Below are 21,133 nucleotides of genomic sequence, written 5' to 3' on the forward strand. Positions count from 1 at the left end.
CGTTGATCCGGGTCCTCATCGCCGACGACGAGCCGTTGATGCGCGCGGGCATCAAGGCCATCCTCGGCACCGCCGACGACATCGAACTGGTCGCCGAGGCGGGTGACGGGCGTGAGGCGGTGCGGATAGCGACCGAGCGGCGGGTGGACGTCGCCGTCCTGGACATCCGGATGCCCCGGCTGGACGGCTTGGCGGCGGCGCGGGAGCTGCGGTCCGTGGCGCCGTCGGTGCGGGTGGTGATGCTGACCACGTTCGGCGAGGACGACAACATCGTGCGCGCCCTGTCCGACGGGGCGGCGGGGTTCCTGCTGAAGGACTCCGCGCCGGAGGAGTTGCTGCGGGCCGTGCGGGCGGTTCACTCGGGCGAGGCTTACCTGTCACCGATGGTGACCAGTCGGGTCGTGGGGATGGTGGCCCAGGTCGGCCAGCCCCGGCGGCAGGAGGCGATCCGGCAGGTGGAGGGGCTGACCGAGCGCGAGGTGGAGGTGCTGGCGCTGCTGGGGTTGGGGATGTCCAACGCCGACGTCGGGCAGCGGCTGCACATGAGCGAGGCGACGGTGAAGACGTACGTGAGCCGGTTGTTGGCCAAGTTGGGGCTGACGAACCGGGTGCAGGCGGCGTTGCTGGCCCGGGACGCGGGGCTGGCGGGCTGAGCCGGGCTGAACCTGGGCGGCGACTTCGCTCGCCGGACGTATCTCCCTCTCAGGCCACTCCGCACCCGCGCACGTGAAAGCCCCCTGTCGACCGGGGGGAGAGTCGACAGGGGGCGTGGGTCGCGGCGCGCGAGGGGGTGCGCGCTCCGCGAAGGATGGTTAAGCCCGAGCCCTGTTGCCCGTCACCAGGCGGTAGATGCCCAGGACGACGAGCGAGCCGAGGATTGCCAGCAGCCAGGTGCTCAGGTCGAAGAACGTGTTGATGTCGGTGCCGAACAGGGCCTGGCCGATGAACCCTCCGATGATGGCCCCGACGATGCCGAGCAGCATCGTGATGATGATGCCACCCGGGTCGCGACCAGGCATGATCGCCTTGGCGATGGCGCCTGCGATCAGCCCGAGTACGATCCAACCCAAGATGCCCACGGGGGCTCTCCTTCCTGCCGGCCTCGACGGGCGGAATCCGTCGTGGCGCTTGATCAGGGGTTGCCCACGTTCGAGTGAGCCCACGCCTCCGTTACCATTCCGTGACCTGAGTACCGCTGTGCGGTCTATCAGGTTGGTTCCGGAACAATGGGCGGTGATGAGCACACCACGCACGGTCCTGGTCCTCGGCTCCACCGGGTCGATCGGCACCCAGGCCCTCGACGTCATCGCCGCCAACCGCGACCGCTTCACCGTCGTCGGGCTCGCCGCGGGCGGGTCGGACCCGGCCGTGTTGGCTGCTCAGGCCGTCGAGCACGGCGTCGAGGCGGTGGCCGTCGCCAAGGCGACCGCGGTCGAGGACGTCACGCTCGCCCTCTACGCCGAGGCGCAGAAGCGGGGCTACTCGACCGGCGACTACAAGCTGCCGCGGATCCTCGCCGGGCCGACCGCGATGGTCGACCTGATCGACTCGACGCCCGCGAACGTCGTCCTGAACGGCATCACGGGCTCGATCGGCTTGGAGCCGACTCTCCGGGCGCTCGACTCCGGCTCGACGCTGGCCCTGGCCAACAAGGAGTCCTTGATCGCCGGCGGGCCCCTCGTGCTCAAGGCCGCCAAGCCCGGTCAGCTCGTCCCGGTGGACTCCGAGCACTCCGCCCTCGCCCAGTGCCTGCGCGGTGGCACGGACGCCGAGGTGGCCAAGCTCGTGCTGACCGCCTCCGGTGGGCCGTTCCGGGGGCGCAAGAAGTCCGAACTCGAAGGCATCACCGCAGCTCAGGCGCTCGCGCACCCGACCTGGTCGATGGGGCCGGTGATCACCGTCAACTCGGCCACCCTGGTCAACAAGGGCCTGGAGTTGATCGAGGCGCACCTGCTGTTCGGCGTGCCCTACGACCGCATCGACGTGGTCGTGCACCCCCAGTCGGTGATCCACTCCATGGTCACCTTCACCGACGGTTCGACCCTCGCGCAGGCCTCCCCGCCGGACATGCGGCTGCCCATCGCGCTGGCCCTGGGCTGGCCGGAGCGCATCCCGGGTGCCGCCGCCGCGTGTACCTTCGAGTCACCGACCGCCTGGACGTTCGAGCCGCTGGACGACGAGGTCTTCCCGGCGGTCCGGCTGGCCAGGCAGGCGGGCTCCGGCGGGGGTTGCCTGCCGGCGGTCTACAACGCCGCCAACGAGGAAGCGGTCGCGGCCTTCCTGGGTGGTGGCACGGCGTTCACGTCCATCGTGGACACGGTGGAGCGGGTGCTGGCGGAGGCGGACGGCTGGGCGCACGAGCCCGCCGACGTCGCCGAGGTGCTCGCCGCCGAGGATTGGGCCCGCTCGCGGGCGCGGGAACTCGTGGCCACTTCGGTGGGGTCTGGAAGGGACTGAGAGTGGTCTTCTTTTTGGGCATCTTGCTGTTCGCCCTGCTGATCGGCATCTCGATCGCCCTGCACGAGCTGGGCCACCTGGCCACCGCGAAGATGTTCGGGATGAAGGTGACCCGGTACTTCATCGGGTTCGGGCCGAAGATCTGGTCCTTCCGCCGCGGCGAGACCGAGTACGGCCTGAAGGTCATCCCGGCCGGCGGGTTCTGCGAGATCACCGGCATGACCGCGCTGGAGGAGGTCCGCCCGGAGGACCAGCACCGCGCGTTCTACCGGCAGAAGACCTGGAAGCGGGTCGTGGTGCTCAGCGCGGGCTCCATCACCCACTTCATCCTCGGCTTCTTCATCCTGTACCTGATGGCCGCGATCATCGGCATCCCCAACCTGCGCAACACGCCGCTGGTGGCCGAGGTCGCGCCGTGCGTCACCAGCGTCACGGTCACCGAGTGCAAGCCCGGTGACACCTCGCCCGCGCAGAAGGCCGGCTTCCAGGCCGGTGACGAGATCCTCGCCGTCGCCGGGACGCCCACGCCGACCTGGACCGACGTGCTGAAGGTGACCCGCGACCGGTTCGGCGCCACCGACTTCAAGGTCAAGCGCGGTGAGCAGGAACTGGTGCTCAGCGTCGACGTGACCCGGGTCGACCGGGAGTACGTGCGCAAGGACGGCTCGACCTACAAGAAGGAAGTCGGCGCGATCGGCATCCTCCACCAGACCGAGTTCAACTACAACGCGCTCACCGCCTTCGGCGGGGCCGCCAAGTACACCGGCGACATGTTCGTCAACACGTGGAACGGCCTGCTCAAGTTCCCCGAGAAGATCCCCGCGGTGATCAAGGCGATCGGCGGCGGCGAGCGCGACCTGGACACCCCGGTCAGCGTGGTGGGCGCGTCCCGGCTGGGTGGCGAGGCGGTCGAGCAGGGCCTGTGGCCGTTCTTCTGGCTGATGCTGGCCGGCCTGAACTTCTTCGTCGGCGTGTTCAACCTCCTGCCGCTGCTCCCGCTTGACGGTGGTCACATCGCCGTCAACCTGTACGAACGGGTGCGAAACTGGATCCGGAAGCTCCGGGGCCTCCCCGCGGGCGCGCCGGTCAACTACCTGCGGTTGCTGCCGCTGACCTACTTCGTGATCTTCGTGGGCGGTGCGGTGACGCTGCTGACCGTGACCGCGGACATCGTCAACCCCATCCGACTCCAGTGACCCTTGTGAGAGGTGTTTGTCCATGAGTGACGGCGTGCTGCTCGGGATGCCGGCGTTGCCGCCCCCGGTGCTGTCCGAGCGCCGCAAGACCCGCCAGTTGATGGTCGGGTCCGTCGGTGTGGGCAGTGAGTTCCCGGTGTCGGTGCAGTCGATGACCACGACGGTCACCGCGGACGTCAACGCCACGCTCCAGCAGATCGCGGAGTTGACCGCGGCGGGCTGTGACATCGTGCGGGTGGCGTGTCCGTCGCAGGACGACGCCGACGCGCTGGCCGCGATCGCGCGCAAGTCGCAGATCCCGGTGATCGCGGACATCCACTTCCAGCCGAAGTACGTGTTCGCGGCGATCGAGGCCGGGTGCGCGGCGGTGCGGGTGAACCCGGGCAACATCAAGAAGTTCGACGACAAGGTCCGCGAGATCGCGCAGGCGGCGAAGGACCACAACACGCCGATCCGGATCGGGGTCAACGCCGGGTCGTTGGACCCGCGGTTGATGGCCAAGTACGGCAAGGCCACGCCGGAGGCGCTGGCGGAGTCGGCGTTGTGGGAGGCGTCGCTGTTCGCCGAGCACGACTTCCACGACCTGAAGATCAGCGTGAAGCACAACGACCCGGTCGTGATGATCCGCGCCTACGAGATCCTGGCGGAGCAGTGCGACTACCCGCTGCACCTGGGGGTGACGGAGGCGGGTCCGGCGTTCCAGGGCACGATCAAGTCCGCGGTCGCGTTCGGCGCGCTGCTGCGCCAGGGCATCGGGGACACGATCCGGGTGTCGCTGTCGGCTCCTCCGGTGGAGGAGGTCAAGGTCGGCCACCAGATCCTGCAGTCGCTCAACCTGCGGCCTCGCAAGCTGGAGATCGTCTCCTGCCCGTCCTGCGGTCGGGCCCAGGTGGACGTGTACACGCTGGCCGAGCAGGTCACCGCCGGTCTGGAGGGCATGGAAGTCCCGCTGCGCGTCGCCGTGATGGGGTGCGTGGTCAACGGGCCGGGCGAGGCGCGCGAGGCCGACCTGGGCGTGGCCTCGGGCAACGGCAAGGGCCAGATCTTCGTCAAGGGCAAGGTCATCAAGACCGTCCCCGAGCACCAGATCGTGGAGACCCTGATCGAGGAAGCCATGCGCATCGCCGAGGAGATGGGCGAGACCGCGGGCGACGGCGAGCCCGTGGTGACGGTCGGCTGAGCGGGTGGCGGACGCGCGTGGAATGCGGTCCATCTGGCAGGCTTGAAGCGTGCTGAGGTTGGCTGGCGCGCGGGTGCTGGACGAGCGGGACCTGAACCAGGTCCTCGCCGTGCTGGCTGGTGACCCGGTGGCCGCCTGCATGGTGGCCGCCCGGGTCGAGGTCGCCGGGCTGGACCCGTGGCGGCTGGGCGGCGAGGTGTGGGCCTACGACCACCGCTCGCTGCGCGGCGCCCGGCTGGACGCCCTGTGCTTCGCGGGGCCGAACCTCATCCCGCTGTGCGGCAACTCGTCCGCCATCCGCAGCTTCGCCGACCGCGCGCGGCGGCGGGGCCGCATGTGCTCGTCCCTGGTCGGCCCGGCCGAGCAGGTGCTGGCGCTGTGGGAGGAGCTGGCCCCGGACTGGGGGCCGGCCCGCGAGGTGCGCGGCGACCAGCCGCTGATGGCGCTGGGCCGCACCCCGTCGGTGACCCCGGACCCGCTGGTGCGGCCGGTGCGCCCGGACGAGCTGGACCGGTACCTGCCGGCGGCGGTGGCCATGTTCATCGAGGAGGTCGGCGTCGACCCGTGCGCCGACGACGGCGGCGCGTCCTACCGGGCGCGGGTGGCCGAGCTGATCTCCAGCGGTCGCGCGTTCGCCCGGTTCGAGGGCGGCGAGGTCGTGTTCAAGGCCGAGATCGGGGCGATGTCGAACAAGGTCGGCCAGATCCAGGGCGTGTGGGTGCGGCCGGACCGGCGCGGGCACGGCATCGGCACCGCCGGGACCGCCGCCGTCGCCGAGCGGCTGGTGCGGGGGCTGGGCCGGACCGCCTCGCTGTACGTGAACAGCTACAACGAGGTCGCGCGGGCGGCCTACCGCAGCATCGGGTTCACCCAGGTCGGCCAGTACGCGACGGTGCTGTTCTAGCCACCGGGCATACTCACCCCTCGTGACCCTCCGGACTGCCCTGGCCGTGGTGGCGCTCCTGGTGCTCAGCGGATGCGGCCTGTTCTCCTCCAAGCCCGGTCCCGACCAGATCGCCGGCGACTTCCTGACCAAGCTGGCGGCGGGTGACGTCGACGGCGCGGTGGCGTTGACCGACGACCCCGGCAAGGCCAAGGAGCTGGTCGAGAAGGTGCGCGGCGCGCTGAAGCCGGCCGCCGTGCGCGCCTCCGTCGAGCAGGTGCGGTCCGCCGGCGAGTCGTCGGCGGCGGACGCCACGGCGAAGCTGGAGTGGGAGCTGGCGCACGGCCGGGTGTGGTCGTACCAGACCAAGTTCGACCTGCGCCGCGAAGAGGACGCGTGGAAGGTGCACTGGGCGCCGTCCGTGCTGCACCCGAAGCTGGGCGCGCAGCAGTCCATCGGGTCGTCCGAGGTCAAGCCCGCGCTGGCGCCGGTCCTGGACCGCGAGGGCACGCCCCTGCTGTCACCCGAGCAGGTGGTCTCGATCCTGCTGGACCCGGCGCAGGCCGGTGACGTGGGCGCGGTCGCCGGGGCTCTCGGGGCCGCCTTGGGCCGGATCGACCCGGCCATCACGGCGGCGTCGATCACCGAGGGCGTCGGGAAGGTGCCCGCCGGCCAGGTGTACCAGGTGGCGGCGTTGCGCGATGCCGACTACCAGAGCGTGAAGCCGGAGATCTACGAGCTGCCCGGGGTGCGGTTCACGTCCCAGACGAGCCTGCTCGCGCCCGCGCGGGACTTCGGGTCGCAGGTGCTGCCCGCCGTGCGCAAGGCCGTGGAGGAGGAGATCGCGGGCCGGGCGGGGCTGCGGATCTACACCGTGAACGCGGCCGGCAACGAGGTCGAGGACCTGCACGAGGTCGCGCCGGAGCCCGCCGAGGCCATTTCGACGGGCCTGAGCCGGGCCGTGCAGACGGCGGCCGAGGACGCGCTGGAGCCGATCGCCGAGCCCGCGATGCTGGTGGCGCTGTCCGCGTCCACCGGCGACGTGCTGGCCGTGGCCCAGAACAAGCCCGCCGACGAGCAGGGCGCCATCGCCCTGACCGGCCGCTTCCCGCCGGGCTCGACGTTCAAGATGATCACGGCGGCGGCAGCGGTCGAGGCCGGCGTCCCGGCGGATTCGCCTCAGCCGTGCCCCGGGAAGATGACCATCGACGGCCGGCGGATCGTGCCCAACGACAAGGAGTTCGACAAGGGCACCATCCCGCTGCACTCGGCGTTCGCGTTCTCGTGCAACACGACCTTCGCGAAGATCGCGTCGGAGCTGCCCGCCGACGCACTGACCAAGCAGGCGGAGAAGTTCGGCCTGGGCGTCGACTTCGAAATCCCGGGCATCACCACCATCACCGGCTCGGTGCCGCCCGCGACGGACGTCGTGGAACGCGCGGAGGACGGCTTCGGCCAGGGCAAACTCCTGGCGAGCCCGTTCGGCATGGCCCTGGTGGCCGCCACGGCGTCCCACGGCTCGATGCCCACGCCGGTGGTGCTGAAGGGCCGGGAGACGAAGGCGAACCTGAAGCCGACCGCGCCTTCCCCGGCGGTGCTGGAGCCCCTGCGGGCGATGATGCGCGAGGTGGTCGAGTCGGGGACGGCTCCGCAGCTGCGGCCGTACGGGGACGTGCGGGGGAAGACGGGGACGGCCCAGTTCGGTGACGGGACCAACTCGCACGGCTGGTTCGTGGGCTACCGGGGGGATGTCGCTTTCGCGACCCTGCTGCTGGGCACGAACACGTCCGCTCCAGCGGTGGAGGCCTCGGCTCGGTTCCTCCGGGCACTGGGCTGAACGGAGCAACGTGCGCTACCTTGCGTGCGTGGAGTCGATCACCGTGACGGAGTTCCGGCGCAACCCGGAGGCCTACGTGCTCCGGGCCGCGGCGGGCGAGAAGATCGGGATCACCCGGTGGGGCAAGCCGGCCGCGATGCTGACGCCGCCTTCACCGGAGGACGCCGTCTGCGACCGCTTCGTCCTCAGCGGCGAACTGGTGCCCGCCACCGCGCCATGGCGAGTGCTGCTGGACGCGCCAGAGGACTTCGAGGCCCACGACTGACCACATTGCGGGCATACGGCGCACAGAGCGTCACGGCCACGCCGTACTGTGGTGGGTATGTCCGTGCGTGCCCCTCTTGAGCCCGGTGTGCTCTCCCCGCGTCGTCCCGTGCCCGCTGAGATCGAGCGGCCTGAGTACGTGGATCGCAAGGAGCCCAAGCGCAACACCGACCCCTGGGTGCAGCCGCCCGAGGTGATCGAGGCGATGCGCGTGGCCGGGCGGTTGGCGGCGCAGGCGTTGCAGGAGGCGGGCAAGGTCGTCGTGCCCGGGGTCACCACCGACGAGATCGACGCCGTCGTGCACGAGTTCCTGTGCGACAACGGCGCCTACCCCTCGACGCTGGGCTACCGGGGCTTCCCCAAGTCCTGCTGCACCTCGCTGAACGAGGTCATCTGCCACGGCATCCCCGACTCGACCGTCGTCCAGGACGGCGACATCGTCAACGTCGACGTCACCGCCTTCATCGGCGGCGTCCACGGCGACACCAACGCCACCTTCCTCGCGGGCGAGGTCAGCGACGAGGTCAAGCTGCTCGTCGAGCGCACCCACGAGGCCACGATGCGGGCGATCAAGGCGGTCAAGCCCGGTCGTCAGCTCAACGTGGTGGGCCGGGTCATCGAGTCCTACGCCAACCGGTTCGGCTACGGCGTCGTGCGCGACTTCACCGGTCACGGCATCGGCCGCACGTTCCACAGCGGCCTGGTCGTGCTGCACTACGACGCCCCGCACGTCCCCACGGTCATCGAGACCGGCATGACGTTCACCATCGAGCCGATGATCACGCTCGGCGGCATCGAGCACGACATGTGGGACGACGGCTGGACGGTCACCACCCGCGACAAGAGCTGGACCGCCCAGTTCGAGCACACCATCGTGGTCACCGAGGACGGCGCGGAGATCCTCACCGTCTGCTGAGCTCGGCCAGCAGCGACGCCAGGGCTCCGGCGACCCGACCGGGCTCCGACGCGGCGGCCAGGTGGTGCGCGTCGAGCGTCCGGACCGGCCACCCCAGCGCGCCGGCCTGAGCGGCAGCAGCCGAGTACACCTCGCTGAGCTGCAGGTACGCGCACGGCCCCTGCCAGGACACGGTCGGCCGGGGCTCCTTGAGGAACGCCAGCGGCACCTCGGGGGCCTCGGCCACGATCTCCTCCAGCAGCCGCACGTCCGGCACCATCGCCGACAGCGCCTCGGGGGCGAACCACGTGTCCCACCGGGGCATCAGGCCCTCCCGGGAGATCGACTTCAGGTGGGCCATGCGCTCGGCGGGGGCGTCGTCGCGCCAGCTCCGGCCCGGGGTGGGCAGTTCGGCGTCCAGGAAGACCAGGCCGGCGACGGGGGTCTCCAGGGCGTCGGCGAACGCGGGCAGCAGGGGTCCGGCGCCGCTGTGCCCGACCAGCACCAGTTCGCCCTCGACCAGGGAGTCCTCCACGGCGTCGGCGAACACGCCGATGATCCGCTGGTGCACGGGCGCCGCGTTGACCGTGACCCGCAGGTCCAGCAGCAGCGTCGGGTGTCCGAGCGCGGCGAGGGCGTCGGCCAGGGGGCGCAGGCTCGCCGGACCGAGGTAGGGGCTGTGCACCAGGACGGTGGTGGCGGGCACGTCGACCATGACGTGGATGATGTCAGCCGGGACCGACAACGAGGGGACTTCGGTGACTGTGGGCGGTGCGCTGCTGGTCGCGGGCACGACGTCGGACGCGGGCAAGAGCGTCCTGGCGGCGGGGGTGTGCCGGTGGCTGACCCGGCGCGGGGTGCGCACGGCCCCGTTCAAGGCCCAGAACATGTCGAACAACTCGGTCGTCACGGTCGAGGGCGGCGAGATCGGCCGGGCCCAGGCGCTCCAGGCGGCGGCGTGCGGGCTGGAGCCGAGCGTGCGGTTCAACCCCGTGCTGCTCAAGCCCGGCGGTGACCGCAGCTCGCAGGTGGTCGTGCTGGGCAAGGCGGTCGGCGAGGTGTCCGCGCTGTCCTACCGCGAGCGCAAAGCCGAGCTGATGACCACCGTCCTGTCCACTTTGGACGGTCTCCGGCACGACTTCGACGCCGTGGTCTGCGAGGGCGCGGGCTCGCCCACCGAGATCAACCTGCGGGCGAACGACATCGCCAACATGGGCCTGGCGCGCGCGGCGGACCTGCCGGTCATCGTGGTCGGCGACATCGACCGCGGCGGGATCTTCGCGCACCTGTTCGGCACCCTGGCCCTGCTCGACCCGGCGGACCAGGCCCTGGTCAGCGGGTTCGTGGTGAACAAGTTCCGCGGCGACCCGGCCCTGCTCGAACCCGGCCTGCGCCAGCTCGACGCGCTCACCGGCCGGCCCGTGCTGGGCGTGCTGCCGTGGCGCGAGGAGCTGTGGCTGGACGCCGAGGACTCGCTGTCCTACACCGCCGACGGCGTGATCGGCCGTCCCACGGCACCGCACGGCGACCAGTGGCTGCGGGTGGCGGTGGTGCGGCTGCCGCGCATCTCCAACGCCACCGACGTGGAGGCGCTGGCGTGCGAGCCGGGCGTGTCGGTGCGGTTCGTCACCGAGCCGTCGCGGCTGGCCGACGCGGACCTGGTGGTCGTCCCCGGCTCCAAGGCGACCGTGCACGACCTGGCGTGGCTGCGCGCCACCGGCCTGGCCGACGCGATCGCCCGTCACGACGGTCCCGTGCTGGGCATCTGCGGTGGGTTCCAGATGCTCGGGCACAAGATCGAGGACGGCGTGGAGTCGCGCGCCGGCACCGTCGAGGGACTCGGCCTGCTCGACGTGGACATCCGCTTCGAGCCCGACAAGACCCTGCACCGCCCGCACGGGCACGCCCTGGGCGAACCGGTCACCGGCTACGAGATCCACCACGGCCGGGTCACCCGCTCGACCGGGGAAGGCCTGGTCACCCTGCCCGACGGCACACCGGAGGGCGTGGTCGCGGGTCGGGTCGCCGGCACCCACTGGCACGGCCTGCTGGAGAACGACGGCTTCCGCCGCGCGTTCCTGCGCTGGGCGGCGGGCCACGCGGGCCGCGCCGGGTTCACGCCCGCGCCGGACACCGACTTCGCCGGCCGCCGCGCGGCGCAGCTGGACCTGCTGGGCGACCTGGTCGCCGACCACCTCGACACGGACGCGCTGCTCGCGCTGCTGGACCGCGGCGCTCCCGCCGGACTCCGGGTCGTCCCGCCCGCGGGCGTCCCACCGATCGCCTGACGGCGTCACCCGGTGCGAGCGCCGACCAGCGCCTCGGGTACGGCGAGCGGGGGCTTCGGCCCCAACCGGACCGTCGTCGCGGCCATGCCCAGGACCACCAGGGCGGCGGCCCCGACCCGCAGCGGGGACACGGTCTCGTCCAGCAGCAGCCAGCCGGAGAGCATGCCCGCCACCGGCACGAGCAGGGCGAACGGCACCACGGTCGAGGCGTCGTACTCGCGCAGCAGGAAGCCCCACACGCCGAAGCCGAACAGCGTCGAGATCCACGCGATGAACAGCAGCGCGCCCACGCCGGTCCAGCTCAAGTTGCTCAACGCGGCCACCCCGGCGGACGGCCCCTCGAACACCAGGGACAGCGCGAGCAGCGGCAGGACGGCGACGGCGCTGACCCACACGATGAAGTTCAGCGCGTCCGGCGGCTTGGCGTAGCGGGTGGCGACGTTGGACAGCCCCCACGCCACCGCGCCCAGCACCACCAGCAGCAACGCGGAGATCGGGCTGCCGACGCCGTAGTCCAGCGCGATGAGGACGATCCCGACCGCGGCCACGGCCATGCCCGCGAGCTGCACCGGACGCGGCCGTTCGCGCAGCAGCACCGCGGCGAAGACCACCGTGAAGATCACCTGGCTCTGCAACACCAGGGACGACAACCCGGCGGGCATCCCCGCGGCCATCCCCAGGAACACCAGGCCGAACTTGGCCACCCCGAGCAGGAACCCGACCGCGAGCACCCACTTCCACGCGACCTTCGGCCTGCCCACGAACCACATCGCGGGCACGGCGGCGGCGAGGAAGCGCAGCGCGGAGAACAGCAGCGGCGGGAACTCGGCGAGACCGACCTTGATGACGACGAAGTTGACGCCCCAGATGCTGGTGATCAGGACCGCCAGGGCGGCGTGGCGAGGTTTCACGCCTTCGAGTCTTCGCACGACGACCGTTTAGCACCAGCGAATACTGCTAAGGCTTTTGGTTTAGGATCGCTACATGCTCGATCTCGGCAGACTCCGCGCCCTGCACGCCGTGGCCACGCACGGCTCGGTCGGCGCCGCCGCGACCGCCCTGGGCTACACGCCCTCGGCGGTGTCCCAGCAGATCGCCAAGCTGGAACGCGAGACCCGCACCACCCTGCTGGAACGACGGGGGCGGGGCGTCGCGCTGACCGACGCCGCCTACCTCCTGGCCACCACGGCGGACCAGGTGCTCAAGCTGGTCGAGGAAGCCGAGGTGACGCTGGAGGAGCAGCGCGGGGCGGCGGTGGGGGAGCTGCGCGTCGGCGCGTTCGCCACGGCCGCGCGCGGCCTGCTGCCGGCCGCCCTGGTCGCGCTCGCCCGGGACCACCCGGCGCTGGACGTGCGGCTGGTGGAGCTGGACCCGCCGCAGGGCCTGGAGGCGGTGGCACGCGGCGAGCTGGACATGGCCGTGACGCACGACTGGGTCAACACCCCGCTGGCCGTGCCGGACGCGGTGTCCCGGGTGCAGCTGGGTGAGGACGTCGCGGACGTGCTGCTGCCCGTGTCGCACCCGTTGGCCGGGCGCGAGGTCGTGGTGCCCGAGGACCTGGCCGGGGAGCGGTGGATCTGCCAGCCCGAGGGCACGATCTGCCACGACTGGCTGGTCAACACCTTCCGCGGCGCGGGCATGGAGCCCGACCTCGCCTACCGGATCGCCGAGTACGAGACGCAGCTGGCGTTGCTGGGCAAGGGCATCGGGGTCGCGCTCCTGCCCCGGCTCGGGCGCGGCGAGCTGCCCGCCGGGGTGCGGGCGGTGCCGTTCACGCCCACGCCGACGCGGCGGGTGTTCGCGGTGTGGCGCACGCAGGCCACGCGGCGGCCCGCCGTGGCGGCGACCCTGGCGGCGCTGCACGGCTGTTGGGGTGAACGTTCCACCGCCTGAGTAACGATCCCGCAAACCCTTGTTGCGACGAGGGGTCTTCCGACGACCCTGGTTGCGGGCGCTCGAAGACCATCACCCAGGGGACCTCCCAAGGATCCATCCGCCGCCGTGGGAGGTCCCCGCCTTCGTCTCAGTCCTTGTGGCGCTCCAGCAGCTCCTCCAGGAACCCGCCCGCCTCCGCCGCCGCCCGCGCCGGGTCCCGGTCGCGGACCGCGTCCAGCAGGCCGGTGTGGGACACGTGGTCGTCCTCGTGGTCGGTCTCCACGGTGGCCGTGATGCTCGCCCGGACCGCCTCGGTGAGGCCCTGGTAGAGCTGGTACAGCAGGTTGTTGTGCGAGCTCTGCACGAGCAGCAGGTGGAACGCGGCGTCGCGCTCGACCAGGCGGTCCCAGTCCTTGGCGGCCAGCGCGGCGTCGCGCTCGGCCAGCAGCGCCTCCAGGCGGGTCAGCTCCTCGTCGGTGCGCTCGGTCGCGGCCAGTCGAGCCCCCTCGACCTCCAGCGTCCGCCGCACCTGGAGCACCTCGCGCAGTTCGCTGCCGCACAGCCGGCGCACCGCGCCGGACAGTTCGCTGGTGGCGCGCACGAAGGTGCCGTCACCCTGTCTGACCTCCAGCAGCCCCGCGTGCGACAGCGCGCGCACCGCCTCCCGCACGGTGTTGCGGCCCACGCCGAGCGCGTTGACCAGTTCGGGTTCCGGCGGGATGCGCCGGCCCACCGGCCATTCACCGCCGGCGATCGCGCCCCGCATCTGGTCGATCACCTGGTCGACGAGTCCGGCCCGTCGGGTAGTGGCCAACGGCACAGCGTCGTCCTTTCATCCGAACATCCCATGTCTGCGATAGTAGTCCGGTGACGATCCAGCAGACCCAGCCAGACCGGACACCGTCGATGGTTCACATTGCCACTGATGCCAGTGCCAACGCGACGATCGCGGCCCATCCTTCTGGCTCGGCCGCCGGGTCGGTGGCAGCGAACCGCCAAGTTGCCCTGGTCGGCAGCACCCTGTTGGCGATCGGCGTAGCGCTGGCCGCCGCCAACCTGCGGCCGGCCGTCACCAGCCTGGCCTCCGTGCTGGGTGACGTGCGCGGCTCGCTCGGCGTGTCGACCGCGTGGACTTCCCTGCTCACCGCCGTGCCGACGCTGTGCTTCGGCTTCGCGGCCTTCCTGGCGCCCTGGCTGGGGCGTCGGCTGGGCATGGCGCGGGCGGTCGGGCTGTCGCTGCTGGTGCTGACGGTCGGTCTGGTGCTGCGGGTCGTCGACGGGCCGGCCGTGGTGTTGGGCGGCACGTTCATCGCGTGCGCCGGGATCGCCGTGTGCAACGTCCTGATCCCCGTGGTGGTCAAGGATTCGTTCCCGGGTCGGGTCGGCCTGATCACCGGCGTCTACACCGCTGCTCTGGCCGCCGGCGCCGCTCTTGGTGCCGCTTTCACGCCCGCCCTGGAGTCGTGGCTGGGTTCGTGGCGACTCGCGGTGGGCGCCTGGGCTTTCCTGTCTTTCGCCGCTTTGCTGATCTGGCTGGCCGGCGCCCGTCACGGCGCTGTCGTCCGCACGTCCTCTTCGCGTCCCGCCGTGGTGCGCCGGTCCCTGGTCCGCAGCCCGCTGGCCTGGGTGATCACCGTCTTCTTCGGCTTGCAGTCCTTGCTGGCTTACACGGTCATGGGCTGGCTGCCGCAGATCCTCGGTGACGCCGGCGTGGACCGGACGACGGCGGGCTTGCTGCTGGCGATCACCATGGTGCTGGGCGTTCCGGTCAGCTTGATCGTTCCCCCGCTGGCGGCTCGGCGTCCCAGCCAGTCCGGCTTGGTGCTGGGCTTGGGTCTGCTGTCGATGGCCGGTGTGGCGGGCTTGGCGCTGGCTCCGGCCGCCGCTCCGGGGTTGTGGGTCGTGCTGGTCGGCTTGGGGATGGGCATGTTCCCGCTGGCCCTGGTGATGATCTCGCTCCGCACGTCCTCGACCGCCGACACCGCCCGGCTGTCCGCGATGGCCCAGTCGATCGGCTACCTGATCTCGGCGGTGGGTCCGTTCGCGTTCGGGGTGCTGCGGGGCGTGACGGGCACGTGGACCGTGTCGATGCTCCTCTTGGTCGCCCTGCTCGCCCTCCTGACCGCCTTGGGCTGGATCGCCGGCCGCCCGCGCACGGTCTGAACGGAAGACGACCAAGGGGCGAGGACCGCGCGGTCCTCGCCCCTCTTGCGTTGCTCGTCAGTCCAGGGGCAGGTTGAGCAGGGCGTTCTCGATCACCTCGGGCATCGCCGGGTGGATCCAGTACTGGCCCCGGGCCATCGTGCGGGCGTCGAGGCCGAAGCTCATGGCCTGGATGATCGGCTGGATCACGCTCGACGCCTGCGGCCCGATGATGTGCGCGCCGAGGATCTGGCCGGTGGCCGGGTCGGCGAGGACCTTCGCGAAGCCGGTCGTGTCCTCCATCGCCCAGCCGTAGGCGATGGACGCGTACGCCTGGGACGCCGACACGTACCGGATGCCCCGCGCGCCCGCCTGCTCCTCGGTCAGACCCACCGAAGCGATCTGCGGGGACGAGAAGACCGCCGCCGGCACGAAGCGGTGGTCGGAGGCCTTCAGGTCCGTCGGGTTCAGCAGGTTGTGCTGGACGACCCTCGCCTCGTGGTTGGCCACGTGCTTGAGCTGGTACTCCGAGCTGATGTCGCCCAGCGCGAAGATCCCCTCGACCGACGTCCGCTGGTACTCGTCCACCACGATCCGGCCGTCCGGGTGCAGCTCGACGCCGGTCGCGGCCAGGTCCAGCAGGTCGGAGTTCGGGCGGCGGCCCACGGCCACCAGCAGCTCGTCCGACACGACGACCTCGGCGCCGTCCGGGCCCTCCAGGTGCAGGCGCACCGAGCCGTCGGACGCGCGTTCCGCCCGCACGGCCTTGCGGCTCAGCCGGACGTCCCACTTCTCCGCCGCCACCGACGTGAAGCGCGCGGCGATCTCCGCGTCCTCGTGGCGCAGCAACAGGTCCGAGCGCGCGACCACGGTCACCTCGACGCCGAACGACGAGAACACGTGCGCGAACTCCGCCGCCACGAAACCCGACCCGAGGATGGTCAGCCGCCGCGGCAGCTCGTCCAGCCGCATGACCGTGTCACTGGTGTGGTAGCCGACCGACGCCAGGTCCGCGACGTCCGGCACCACCGGGCGGGAGCCGGCCGCGATCACGAACCGGTCGGCCGTGATCACCTCGCCGGTGCCGGTGTCCAGCGTCTTGGGCCCGACGAACCGCGCCGTCCCCTCGTACACGGTGACGTTGGCGTTCTCCTCGGCCCGCCACCGCCGCCCGCCCTCGGAGATCGGGTCGATGCGGCCGAAGATGCGGTCCCGCACGTCGGTCCACCGGACGCCGTCCAGGGACAGGTCCACGCCCAGGCGGCCGCCGGCCCGGGGCGCAGCGGCCACGTCGGCGGTGTGCACGAACATCTTCGTGGGGATGCACCCGACGTTCAGGCACGTGCCGCCGAACACGCCCTTCTCGACGATCGCGATGTCCCAGTCCGCGAATCGCTCGTCCGCGATGGAGTTGCCGGAGCCGGTGCCGATGATGACCAGGTCGAAGTGCCTCACGTCGTGCTGCAACCCACGACGTGAGGCGCTCATTCCCGCACCTCAGGCCGCGTAGGTCGAGACGAGGACGGCCCGCGCCAGCGTGTGGAACGCCAGGTTGAAGCTCACCACCGCGGGCGACGAGTCCGGCGTCACGTCCAGCTTCTCCACGTCCACCGCGTGCACGACGAAGTAGTACCGGTGCGCCCGATCGCCGGGCGGCGGCGCGGCACCGCCGAAGGAGCGGGTGCCGTAGTCGTTGCGCACGTGGAACGCGTCACCCGGCAGGCCCTCGTCGGACGCGCCCGCACCGGTGTCCAGCGAGGTCGCCGACGCCGGCAGGTTCACCGCCACCCAGTGCCAGAAGCCCGACGGCGTCGGCGCGTCCGGGTCGAAGCACGTGACGACGAAGCTCTTCGTCTCCGCCGGGAACCCCGACCAGCTCAGCTGGGGCGAGGTGTCGCCCTCGGCGTACACGTGCGCGTCGGGCAGGGTCTCGCCGTCCCGCACGTCGGTCGAGGTGACCTCGAACGACGCCACGGCCGGGAGCAACGAGTAGGGGTCGGGAGCGACGGGGCGCTCAAGGCTCATCTGTGGTCCTCCACACAAGCGGTCTGCTCGACCTCGCCGACCTTATCGGTCGGGTGAACATTGGTTGCGAAACCATCACCGCGCAACCCGAGGACGGCTCGGGGCGTCTCCACTGTCGTGGGGCGCCGCGCCGGCGGCGGATCATCAGGGGGGACATCCAGCAATGCGAAGAATCGGCGTGGCGGTCGCCGCTGCCCTGGCCGTGGTCACCGTGGCGTGCACGGCGGAGCCGAAGGCGCTTCCCGCGACCACGACGACGACCACCACCACGACCACGACGGTGACCACGACCACCCCGCCCACGGCGGTGCCCGGTCCGGGCGGCACGACGGTGCCGGTGTTCCAGCACCCGTACAAGTACGGCACCCCGCAGGCCAAGCTGCCGGCCAGTCCGGACGGGTTGCTGCCGGTGGTCCGGCGCATCGAGACCGACAAGCCGTACGTGTTCATCACCATCGACGACGGCGCCGTGCGGCACCCGGCGGCGCTGGAGCTGATGAAGTCGTCGCAGACCCAGCCGTCGCTGTTCCTCAACACCAAGCACGTGGCCGAGCAGCCCGCGTTCTTCAAGGCGCTCCAGGACGACGCGAAGTCCACCGTCCACGCGCACACCGCGAACCACCCGAACCTGCAGGGCAAGGGCTACGAGTTCCAGAAGCAGGAGATCTGCGGCAACGCCGACTACCTCCAGCAGCAGACCGGGGTGCGGCCGACGCTGTTCCGCCCGCCGTTCGGCAACTACGACGGCACCACCCGCAAGGCGGCCACCGACTGCGGTTTCAAGGCGCTGATCATGTGGACGGCGGCGGTGAACGACGGCGTCGTGCAGTTCCAGGCGGGCAGCAAGCTCGTGCCGGGCGACATCGTCCTCATGCACTTCCGGAACACCTTCGTCGAGGACTTCCTGGCGTTCCTGAACCACTGCAAGGCCCACGGCCTGACCCCGGTGCCGCTGGAGGACTTCCTGTCCACGACCCTGCCCTGACCGCGCAACCGTGTGACCTGTGACACGTCCTTCGAGGTGACACACCCGGCAGCCAGCCGGGCCCCCGCCCGAGGAGGGCAGTCCCATGACCTCGCGCTTCCGCAGACTCGCCGTGCTCGTCCTGGCGGTGCTCGCCGTTGGTGCCGCAGTGCCCGCGGCGGCCACCACGGCGTCCACCGCCCCGGAGCTGACCAACATCCGGGTGGGCCGGCACGACACGTTCGACCGGGTCGTGCTCGACCTGAACGGGTCGCGCCCGGAGTTCTTCATCCGGTGCGTCGACCAGCTGTACTACGACGGCAGCGGTGCACCGGTGTCGCTGCCGGGCACCACGTTCCTGGAGGTCCGGTCCTTCCCCGCCGCCGCGCACGACGAGTGGGGCAACCCCACCTACACCGGGCCGCAGCAGTTCACGACCCCTTCGCTGAGCAACGTGCAGGCCGTGGCGATCACCGGCGACTTCGAGGCCAACCTCACCGTCGGCCTGGGCATGCGCCAGGAGACCTGGCACCGCGTGTTCCTGCTGAGCAACCCGACCCGCCTGGTCATCGACGTCGGTGCCGCTTACTGACGTCCTGCGAGGGCAAGGGGGTCCCGTCCGTCCGGGACCCCCTTGCCGCCTGCCGGTTCACGCCGCGACCGCGACCGCTTCCCGTTCCAGCGCCAGCTCCAGCACCTCGCGCACGTCGGCGACCAGGTGCACGGTCAGCGCTTCCCGCACCGACTCCGGCACGTCGTCCAGGTCGGGCTCGTTGCGCTGCGGCAGCAGGACCGTCGTGATGCCGGCGCGGTGTGCGGCCAGCAGCTTCTGCTTCACGCCGCCGATGGGCAGCACCCGGCCGGTCAGCGACACCTCACCGGTCATGGCCACGTCCGAGCGGACCGGGCGTCCGGACAGCAGCGACGCCAGGGCCGTCGTCATGGTCACACCCGCGGACGGACCGTCCTTCGGCACGGCACCCGCCGGCACGTGGATGTGGACCCCACGCTCGGCCAACGCCGCCGCCCGCTCGTCGTGCGACTTCAAGTAGGACAAGGCGATCTGCGCGGACTCCTTCATCACGTCGCCCAGCTGCCCGGTCAGCGTGACGCCCGGCGCGCCCGTGCCCTCCGAGGCCAGGGACGCCTCCACGAACAGGACGTCACCGCCCGCGCCCGTGACCGCCAGACCCGTCGCCACACCGGGGACCGCCGTCCGCTCCGCCGACTCCGGCGTGAACTTCGGAGAACCCAGGTAGCCCTTCAGGTCCGGCACGTCCACGCGCGCCGGCAGCGCCGCCTCATCGAGCGCCGCCCGCGCGGTGACCTTGCGCAGGACCCTCGCCAACGACCGCTCCAGCTGCCGGACACCGGCTTCCCGCGTGTACTCGCCGGCCAGCTTGCGCAGGGCGTCCTCGGTGACCGTGACGTCCTCGGCGGTCAGGCCGGCGCGCTCGACCTGCCGGGGCAGCAGGTGGTCGCGGGCGATGGTGACCTTCTCGTCCTCGGTGTAGCCGTCCAGCTGCACCAGTTCCATGCGGTCCAGCAGCGGGCCCGGGATGGACTCCAGGACGTTGGCGGTGGCCAGGAAGACCACGTCCGACAGGTCCAGCTCCACCTCCAGGTAGTGGTCCCGGAAGGTGTGGTTCTGCGCCGGGTCCAGGACCTCCAGCAGGGCCGCGGTCGGGTCGCCGCGGTAGTCCGCGCCGACCTTGTCGATCTCGTCCAGCAGTACGACCGGGTTCATCGAGCCGGCCTCGGCGATCGCGCGGACGATCCGGCCGGGCAGCGCGCCCACGTAGGTGCGCCGGTGACCGCGGATCTCCGCCTCGTCGCGCACGCCGCCCAGGGCGACGCGGACGAACTTGCGACCCATCGCCTTCGCGACCGACTCGCCCAGCGACGTCTTGCCCACCCCGGGCGGCCCGACCAGCGCGAGCACCGCGCCGCTGCGCCGACCGCCGACGACCCCGAGCCCGCGGTCGGCCCGACGCCGCCGCACCGCCAGGTACTCGGTGATGCGCTCCTTCACGTCGTCCAGGCCCGCGTGGTCGGCGTCGAGGACCGCCCGCGCGCCCGCGATGTCGTAGGTGTCCTCGGTGCGCTCGTTCCACGGCAGGTCCAGGACGGTGTCCAGCCACGTCCGGATCCAGCCGGTCTCGGGGGACTGGTCGGAGGTGCGCTCCAGCTTGTCCACTTCGGACAGTGCGGCCTTGCGGACGTGCTCGGGCAGGTCGGCGTCCTCGACGCGGGCCCGGTAGTCCTGCTCCTCGGTGGCGGGCTTGCCGTCCAGCTCGGCCAGCTCCTTGCGGATCGCGGCGAGCTGCTGGCGCAGCAGGAACTCGCGCTGCTGCTTTTCCACGCCCTCCTTGACGTCCTTGCGGATCGTCTCGGCGACGTCCAGCTCGGTCAGGTGCTCGCGGCCCCACTCGAGCAGCTTCTCCAGCCGCTCGGCGACGTCGCTGGTCTCCAGCAGCCAGATCTTCTGCTCGTCGGACAGGTAGGAGGCGTAGCCCGCGAGGTCGGCCAGCGCGGACGGCTCGTCCACCTGCTGCACCGAGTCCACGACCTGCCACGCGCCGCGCTGCTGGAGGATCGTGGTGACCAGCGCGCGGTATTCGCGGGCCAGCTCACGGGTCCGGTCGTCCACGGGCGGCTCGTCGGCCACCGTCGCCTCGACCCACAGCGCCGCCCCCGGCCCGGTGGTACCCGTCCCGATCCGCACCCGGTCGGTACCCCGCACGACCGCCGCGCGCTCCCCACCCGACAACCGCCCGACCTGCTCCACGACGGCCAACGTGCCGACCTTCGCGTACTTCCCGTCCAACCGCGGCACCAACAACACCCGCGTCTCCCCGCCCGCGGCGGAGGCGGCCTCGACGGCGGCCCGCGCCTCGGCCGCGGCGTCCGAGCCGGTGAGCCGGATCGGGACGACCATGCCGGGCAGCACGACCACGTCGTCCAGCGGCAGCACCGGAAGCGCCAACGTCTCACCCATGTCGATCCTCCAAAGTTGAGTCTGAAGGGCTCAACCAAGGTGAGCAGAAGATTGTTTCAATCTTGCGTTCGCTCTCAGCGATCCACGCCGGACCTCGGGAAACCTGCCTCCTGCTCAACGCTCCTCGCG

Annotated in this window: 20 protein-coding genes; 13 read left to right on the forward strand and 7 right to left on the reverse strand. The window is 71.4% G+C overall.

Features of this window, described 5'->3' with window-relative positions; genetic code table 11:
- The first annotated feature begins 2 nt into the window (after nt 1-2).
- Nucleotides 3-653 (forward strand): response regulator, encoded by a 651-nt coding sequence (locus DFJ66_RS31415; protein WP_121226541.1) that lies wholly within the window; start codon nt 3-5, stop codon nt 651-653.
- A 159-nt stretch (nt 654-812) separates the two neighbouring features.
- Here DFJ66_RS31415 and DFJ66_RS31420 read toward each other — a convergent pair whose 3' ends face one another.
- Nucleotides 813-1,079, reverse strand: a complete 267-nt coding sequence (locus tag DFJ66_RS31420; protein WP_121226543.1) for a GlsB/YeaQ/YmgE family stress response membrane protein — start codon at nt 1,077-1,079, stop codon at nt 813-815.
- Nucleotides 1,080-1,236: 157 nt separating this feature from the next.
- Between DFJ66_RS31420 and dxr the strand changes: the two genes are divergently transcribed.
- Genes dxr through map form a run of 7 tightly spaced genes read left to right on the forward strand, consistent with a single transcriptional unit; the run spans nt 1,237 to nt 8,733 of the window.
- Complete coding sequence (gene dxr / locus DFJ66_RS31425) at nt 1,237-2,457, forward strand: 1-deoxy-D-xylulose-5-phosphate reductoisomerase (RefSeq protein WP_121226545.1); 1,221 nt, start codon at nt 1,237-1,239, stop codon at nt 2,455-2,457.
- Between the two features lie 2 nt (nt 2,458-2,459).
- Entirely contained in the window at nt 2,460-3,653 is a 1,194-nt protein-coding gene (locus DFJ66_RS31430) for a M50 family metallopeptidase (RefSeq protein ID WP_121226547.1), read from the forward strand.
- 46 nt (nt 3,654-3,699) lie between these two features.
- Entirely contained in the window at nt 3,700-4,833 is a 1,134-nt protein-coding gene (gene ispG / locus DFJ66_RS31435) for a flavodoxin-dependent (E)-4-hydroxy-3-methylbut-2-enyl-diphosphate synthase (RefSeq protein WP_170200249.1), read from the forward strand.
- A gap of 49 nt (nt 4,834-4,882) precedes the next feature.
- Nucleotides 4,883-5,737: a GNAT family N-acetyltransferase gene (locus tag DFJ66_RS31440; RefSeq protein WP_170199765.1), complete on the forward strand. Its 855-nt coding sequence runs from the start codon at nt 4,883-4,885 to the stop codon at nt 5,735-5,737.
- A 22-nt stretch (nt 5,738-5,759) separates the two neighbouring features.
- Nucleotides 5,760-7,553 carry a penicillin-binding transpeptidase domain-containing protein gene (locus DFJ66_RS31445; protein ID WP_121226551.1) on the forward strand — a complete coding sequence of 598 codons (1,794 nt, stop codon included), beginning with the start codon at nt 5,760-5,762 and terminating at the stop codon, nt 7,551-7,553.
- Between the two features lie 28 nt (nt 7,554-7,581).
- Complete coding sequence (locus DFJ66_RS31450) at nt 7,582-7,818, forward strand: type II toxin-antitoxin system Phd/YefM family antitoxin (RefSeq protein ID WP_170199766.1); 237 nt, start codon at nt 7,582-7,584, stop codon at nt 7,816-7,818.
- 57 nt (nt 7,819-7,875) lie between these two features.
- Nucleotides 7,876-8,733 carry a type I methionyl aminopeptidase gene (gene map, locus DFJ66_RS31455; RefSeq protein WP_121226555.1) on the forward strand — a complete coding sequence of 286 codons (858 nt, stop codon included), beginning with the start codon at nt 7,876-7,878 and terminating at the stop codon, nt 8,731-8,733.
- On the opposite strand, the gene DFJ66_RS31460 is transcribed toward map, so the two are convergent.
- Entirely contained in the window at nt 8,720-9,427 is a 708-nt protein-coding gene (locus DFJ66_RS31460) for an alpha/beta hydrolase family protein (protein ID WP_121226557.1), read from the reverse strand. The two genes, map and DFJ66_RS31460, sit on opposite strands and share 14 nt — an antisense overlap.
- A gap of 7 nt (nt 9,428-9,434) precedes the next feature.
- Here DFJ66_RS31460 and DFJ66_RS31465 point away from each other — a divergent pair, with 7 nt between their 5' ends.
- The gene (locus tag DFJ66_RS31465; RefSeq protein WP_121232005.1) at nt 9,435-11,000 is read left to right on the forward strand and encodes a cobyric acid synthase; all 1,566 of its coding nucleotides are present in this window, start codon (nt 9,435-9,437) and stop codon (nt 10,998-11,000) included.
- A 5-nt stretch (nt 11,001-11,005) separates the two neighbouring features.
- Here DFJ66_RS31465 and DFJ66_RS31470 read toward each other — a convergent pair whose 3' ends face one another.
- Nucleotides 11,006-11,911, reverse strand: coding sequence for an EamA family transporter (locus DFJ66_RS31470; RefSeq protein ID WP_121226560.1), 906 nt, complete (start codon nt 11,909-11,911; stop codon nt 11,006-11,008).
- 73 nt (nt 11,912-11,984) lie between these two features.
- Here DFJ66_RS31470 and DFJ66_RS31475 point away from each other — a divergent pair, with 73 nt between their 5' ends.
- Nucleotides 11,985-12,893 carry a LysR family transcriptional regulator gene (locus DFJ66_RS31475; RefSeq protein WP_121226562.1) on the forward strand — a complete coding sequence of 303 codons (909 nt, stop codon included), beginning with the start codon at nt 11,985-11,987 and terminating at the stop codon, nt 12,891-12,893.
- Nucleotides 12,894-13,023: 130 nt separating this feature from the next.
- On the opposite strand, the gene DFJ66_RS31480 is transcribed toward DFJ66_RS31475, so the two are convergent.
- Nucleotides 13,024-13,695 (reverse strand): FadR/GntR family transcriptional regulator, encoded by a 672-nt coding sequence (locus DFJ66_RS31480; protein WP_121226564.1) that lies wholly within the window; start codon nt 13,693-13,695, stop codon nt 13,024-13,026.
- 86 nt (nt 13,696-13,781) lie between these two features.
- On the opposite strand from DFJ66_RS31480, the gene DFJ66_RS31485 reads away from it, so the two are divergent.
- On the forward strand, nt 13,782-15,038 hold the full coding sequence (locus DFJ66_RS31485; RefSeq protein WP_121226566.1) for an MFS transporter: 1,257 nt from the start codon (nt 13,782-13,784) through the stop codon (nt 15,036-15,038).
- A 57-nt stretch (nt 15,039-15,095) separates the two neighbouring features.
- On the opposite strand, the gene DFJ66_RS31490 is transcribed toward DFJ66_RS31485, so the two are convergent.
- Nucleotides 15,096-16,472, reverse strand: a complete 1,377-nt coding sequence (locus DFJ66_RS31490; RefSeq protein WP_121232007.1) for a mycothione reductase — start codon at nt 16,470-16,472, stop codon at nt 15,096-15,098.
- 42 nt (nt 16,473-16,514) lie between these two features.
- Entirely contained in the window at nt 16,515-17,042 is a 528-nt protein-coding gene (locus DFJ66_RS31495; protein ID WP_121226568.1) for a YbhB/YbcL family Raf kinase inhibitor-like protein, read from the reverse strand.
- 163 nt (nt 17,043-17,205) lie between these two features.
- On the opposite strand from DFJ66_RS31495, the gene DFJ66_RS31500 reads away from it, so the two are divergent.
- Both DFJ66_RS31500 and DFJ66_RS31505 read left to right on the forward strand, forming a co-directional pair.
- Nucleotides 17,206-18,027 (forward strand): polysaccharide deacetylase family protein, encoded by an 822-nt coding sequence (locus DFJ66_RS31500; protein WP_121226570.1) that lies wholly within the window; start codon nt 17,206-17,208, stop codon nt 18,025-18,027.
- Nucleotides 18,028-18,112: 85 nt separating this feature from the next.
- Nucleotides 18,113-18,598: an AMIN-like domain-containing (lipo)protein gene (locus tag DFJ66_RS31505; protein ID WP_121226572.1), complete on the forward strand. Its 486-nt coding sequence runs from the start codon at nt 18,113-18,115 to the stop codon at nt 18,596-18,598.
- Nucleotides 18,599-18,655: 57 nt separating this feature from the next.
- Here DFJ66_RS31505 and lon read toward each other — a convergent pair whose 3' ends face one another.
- A complete protein-coding gene (gene lon, locus DFJ66_RS31510) occupies nt 18,656-21,004 on the reverse strand; it encodes an endopeptidase La (RefSeq protein ID WP_121226574.1) in 2,349 nt (782 codons plus the stop codon).
- Nucleotides 21,005-21,133 lie beyond the last annotated feature (129 nt).

This window comes from Saccharothrix variisporea, assembly GCF_003634995.1.
GTDB classification, from domain to species: domain Bacteria; phylum Actinomycetota; class Actinomycetes; order Mycobacteriales; family Pseudonocardiaceae; genus Actinosynnema; species Actinosynnema variisporeum.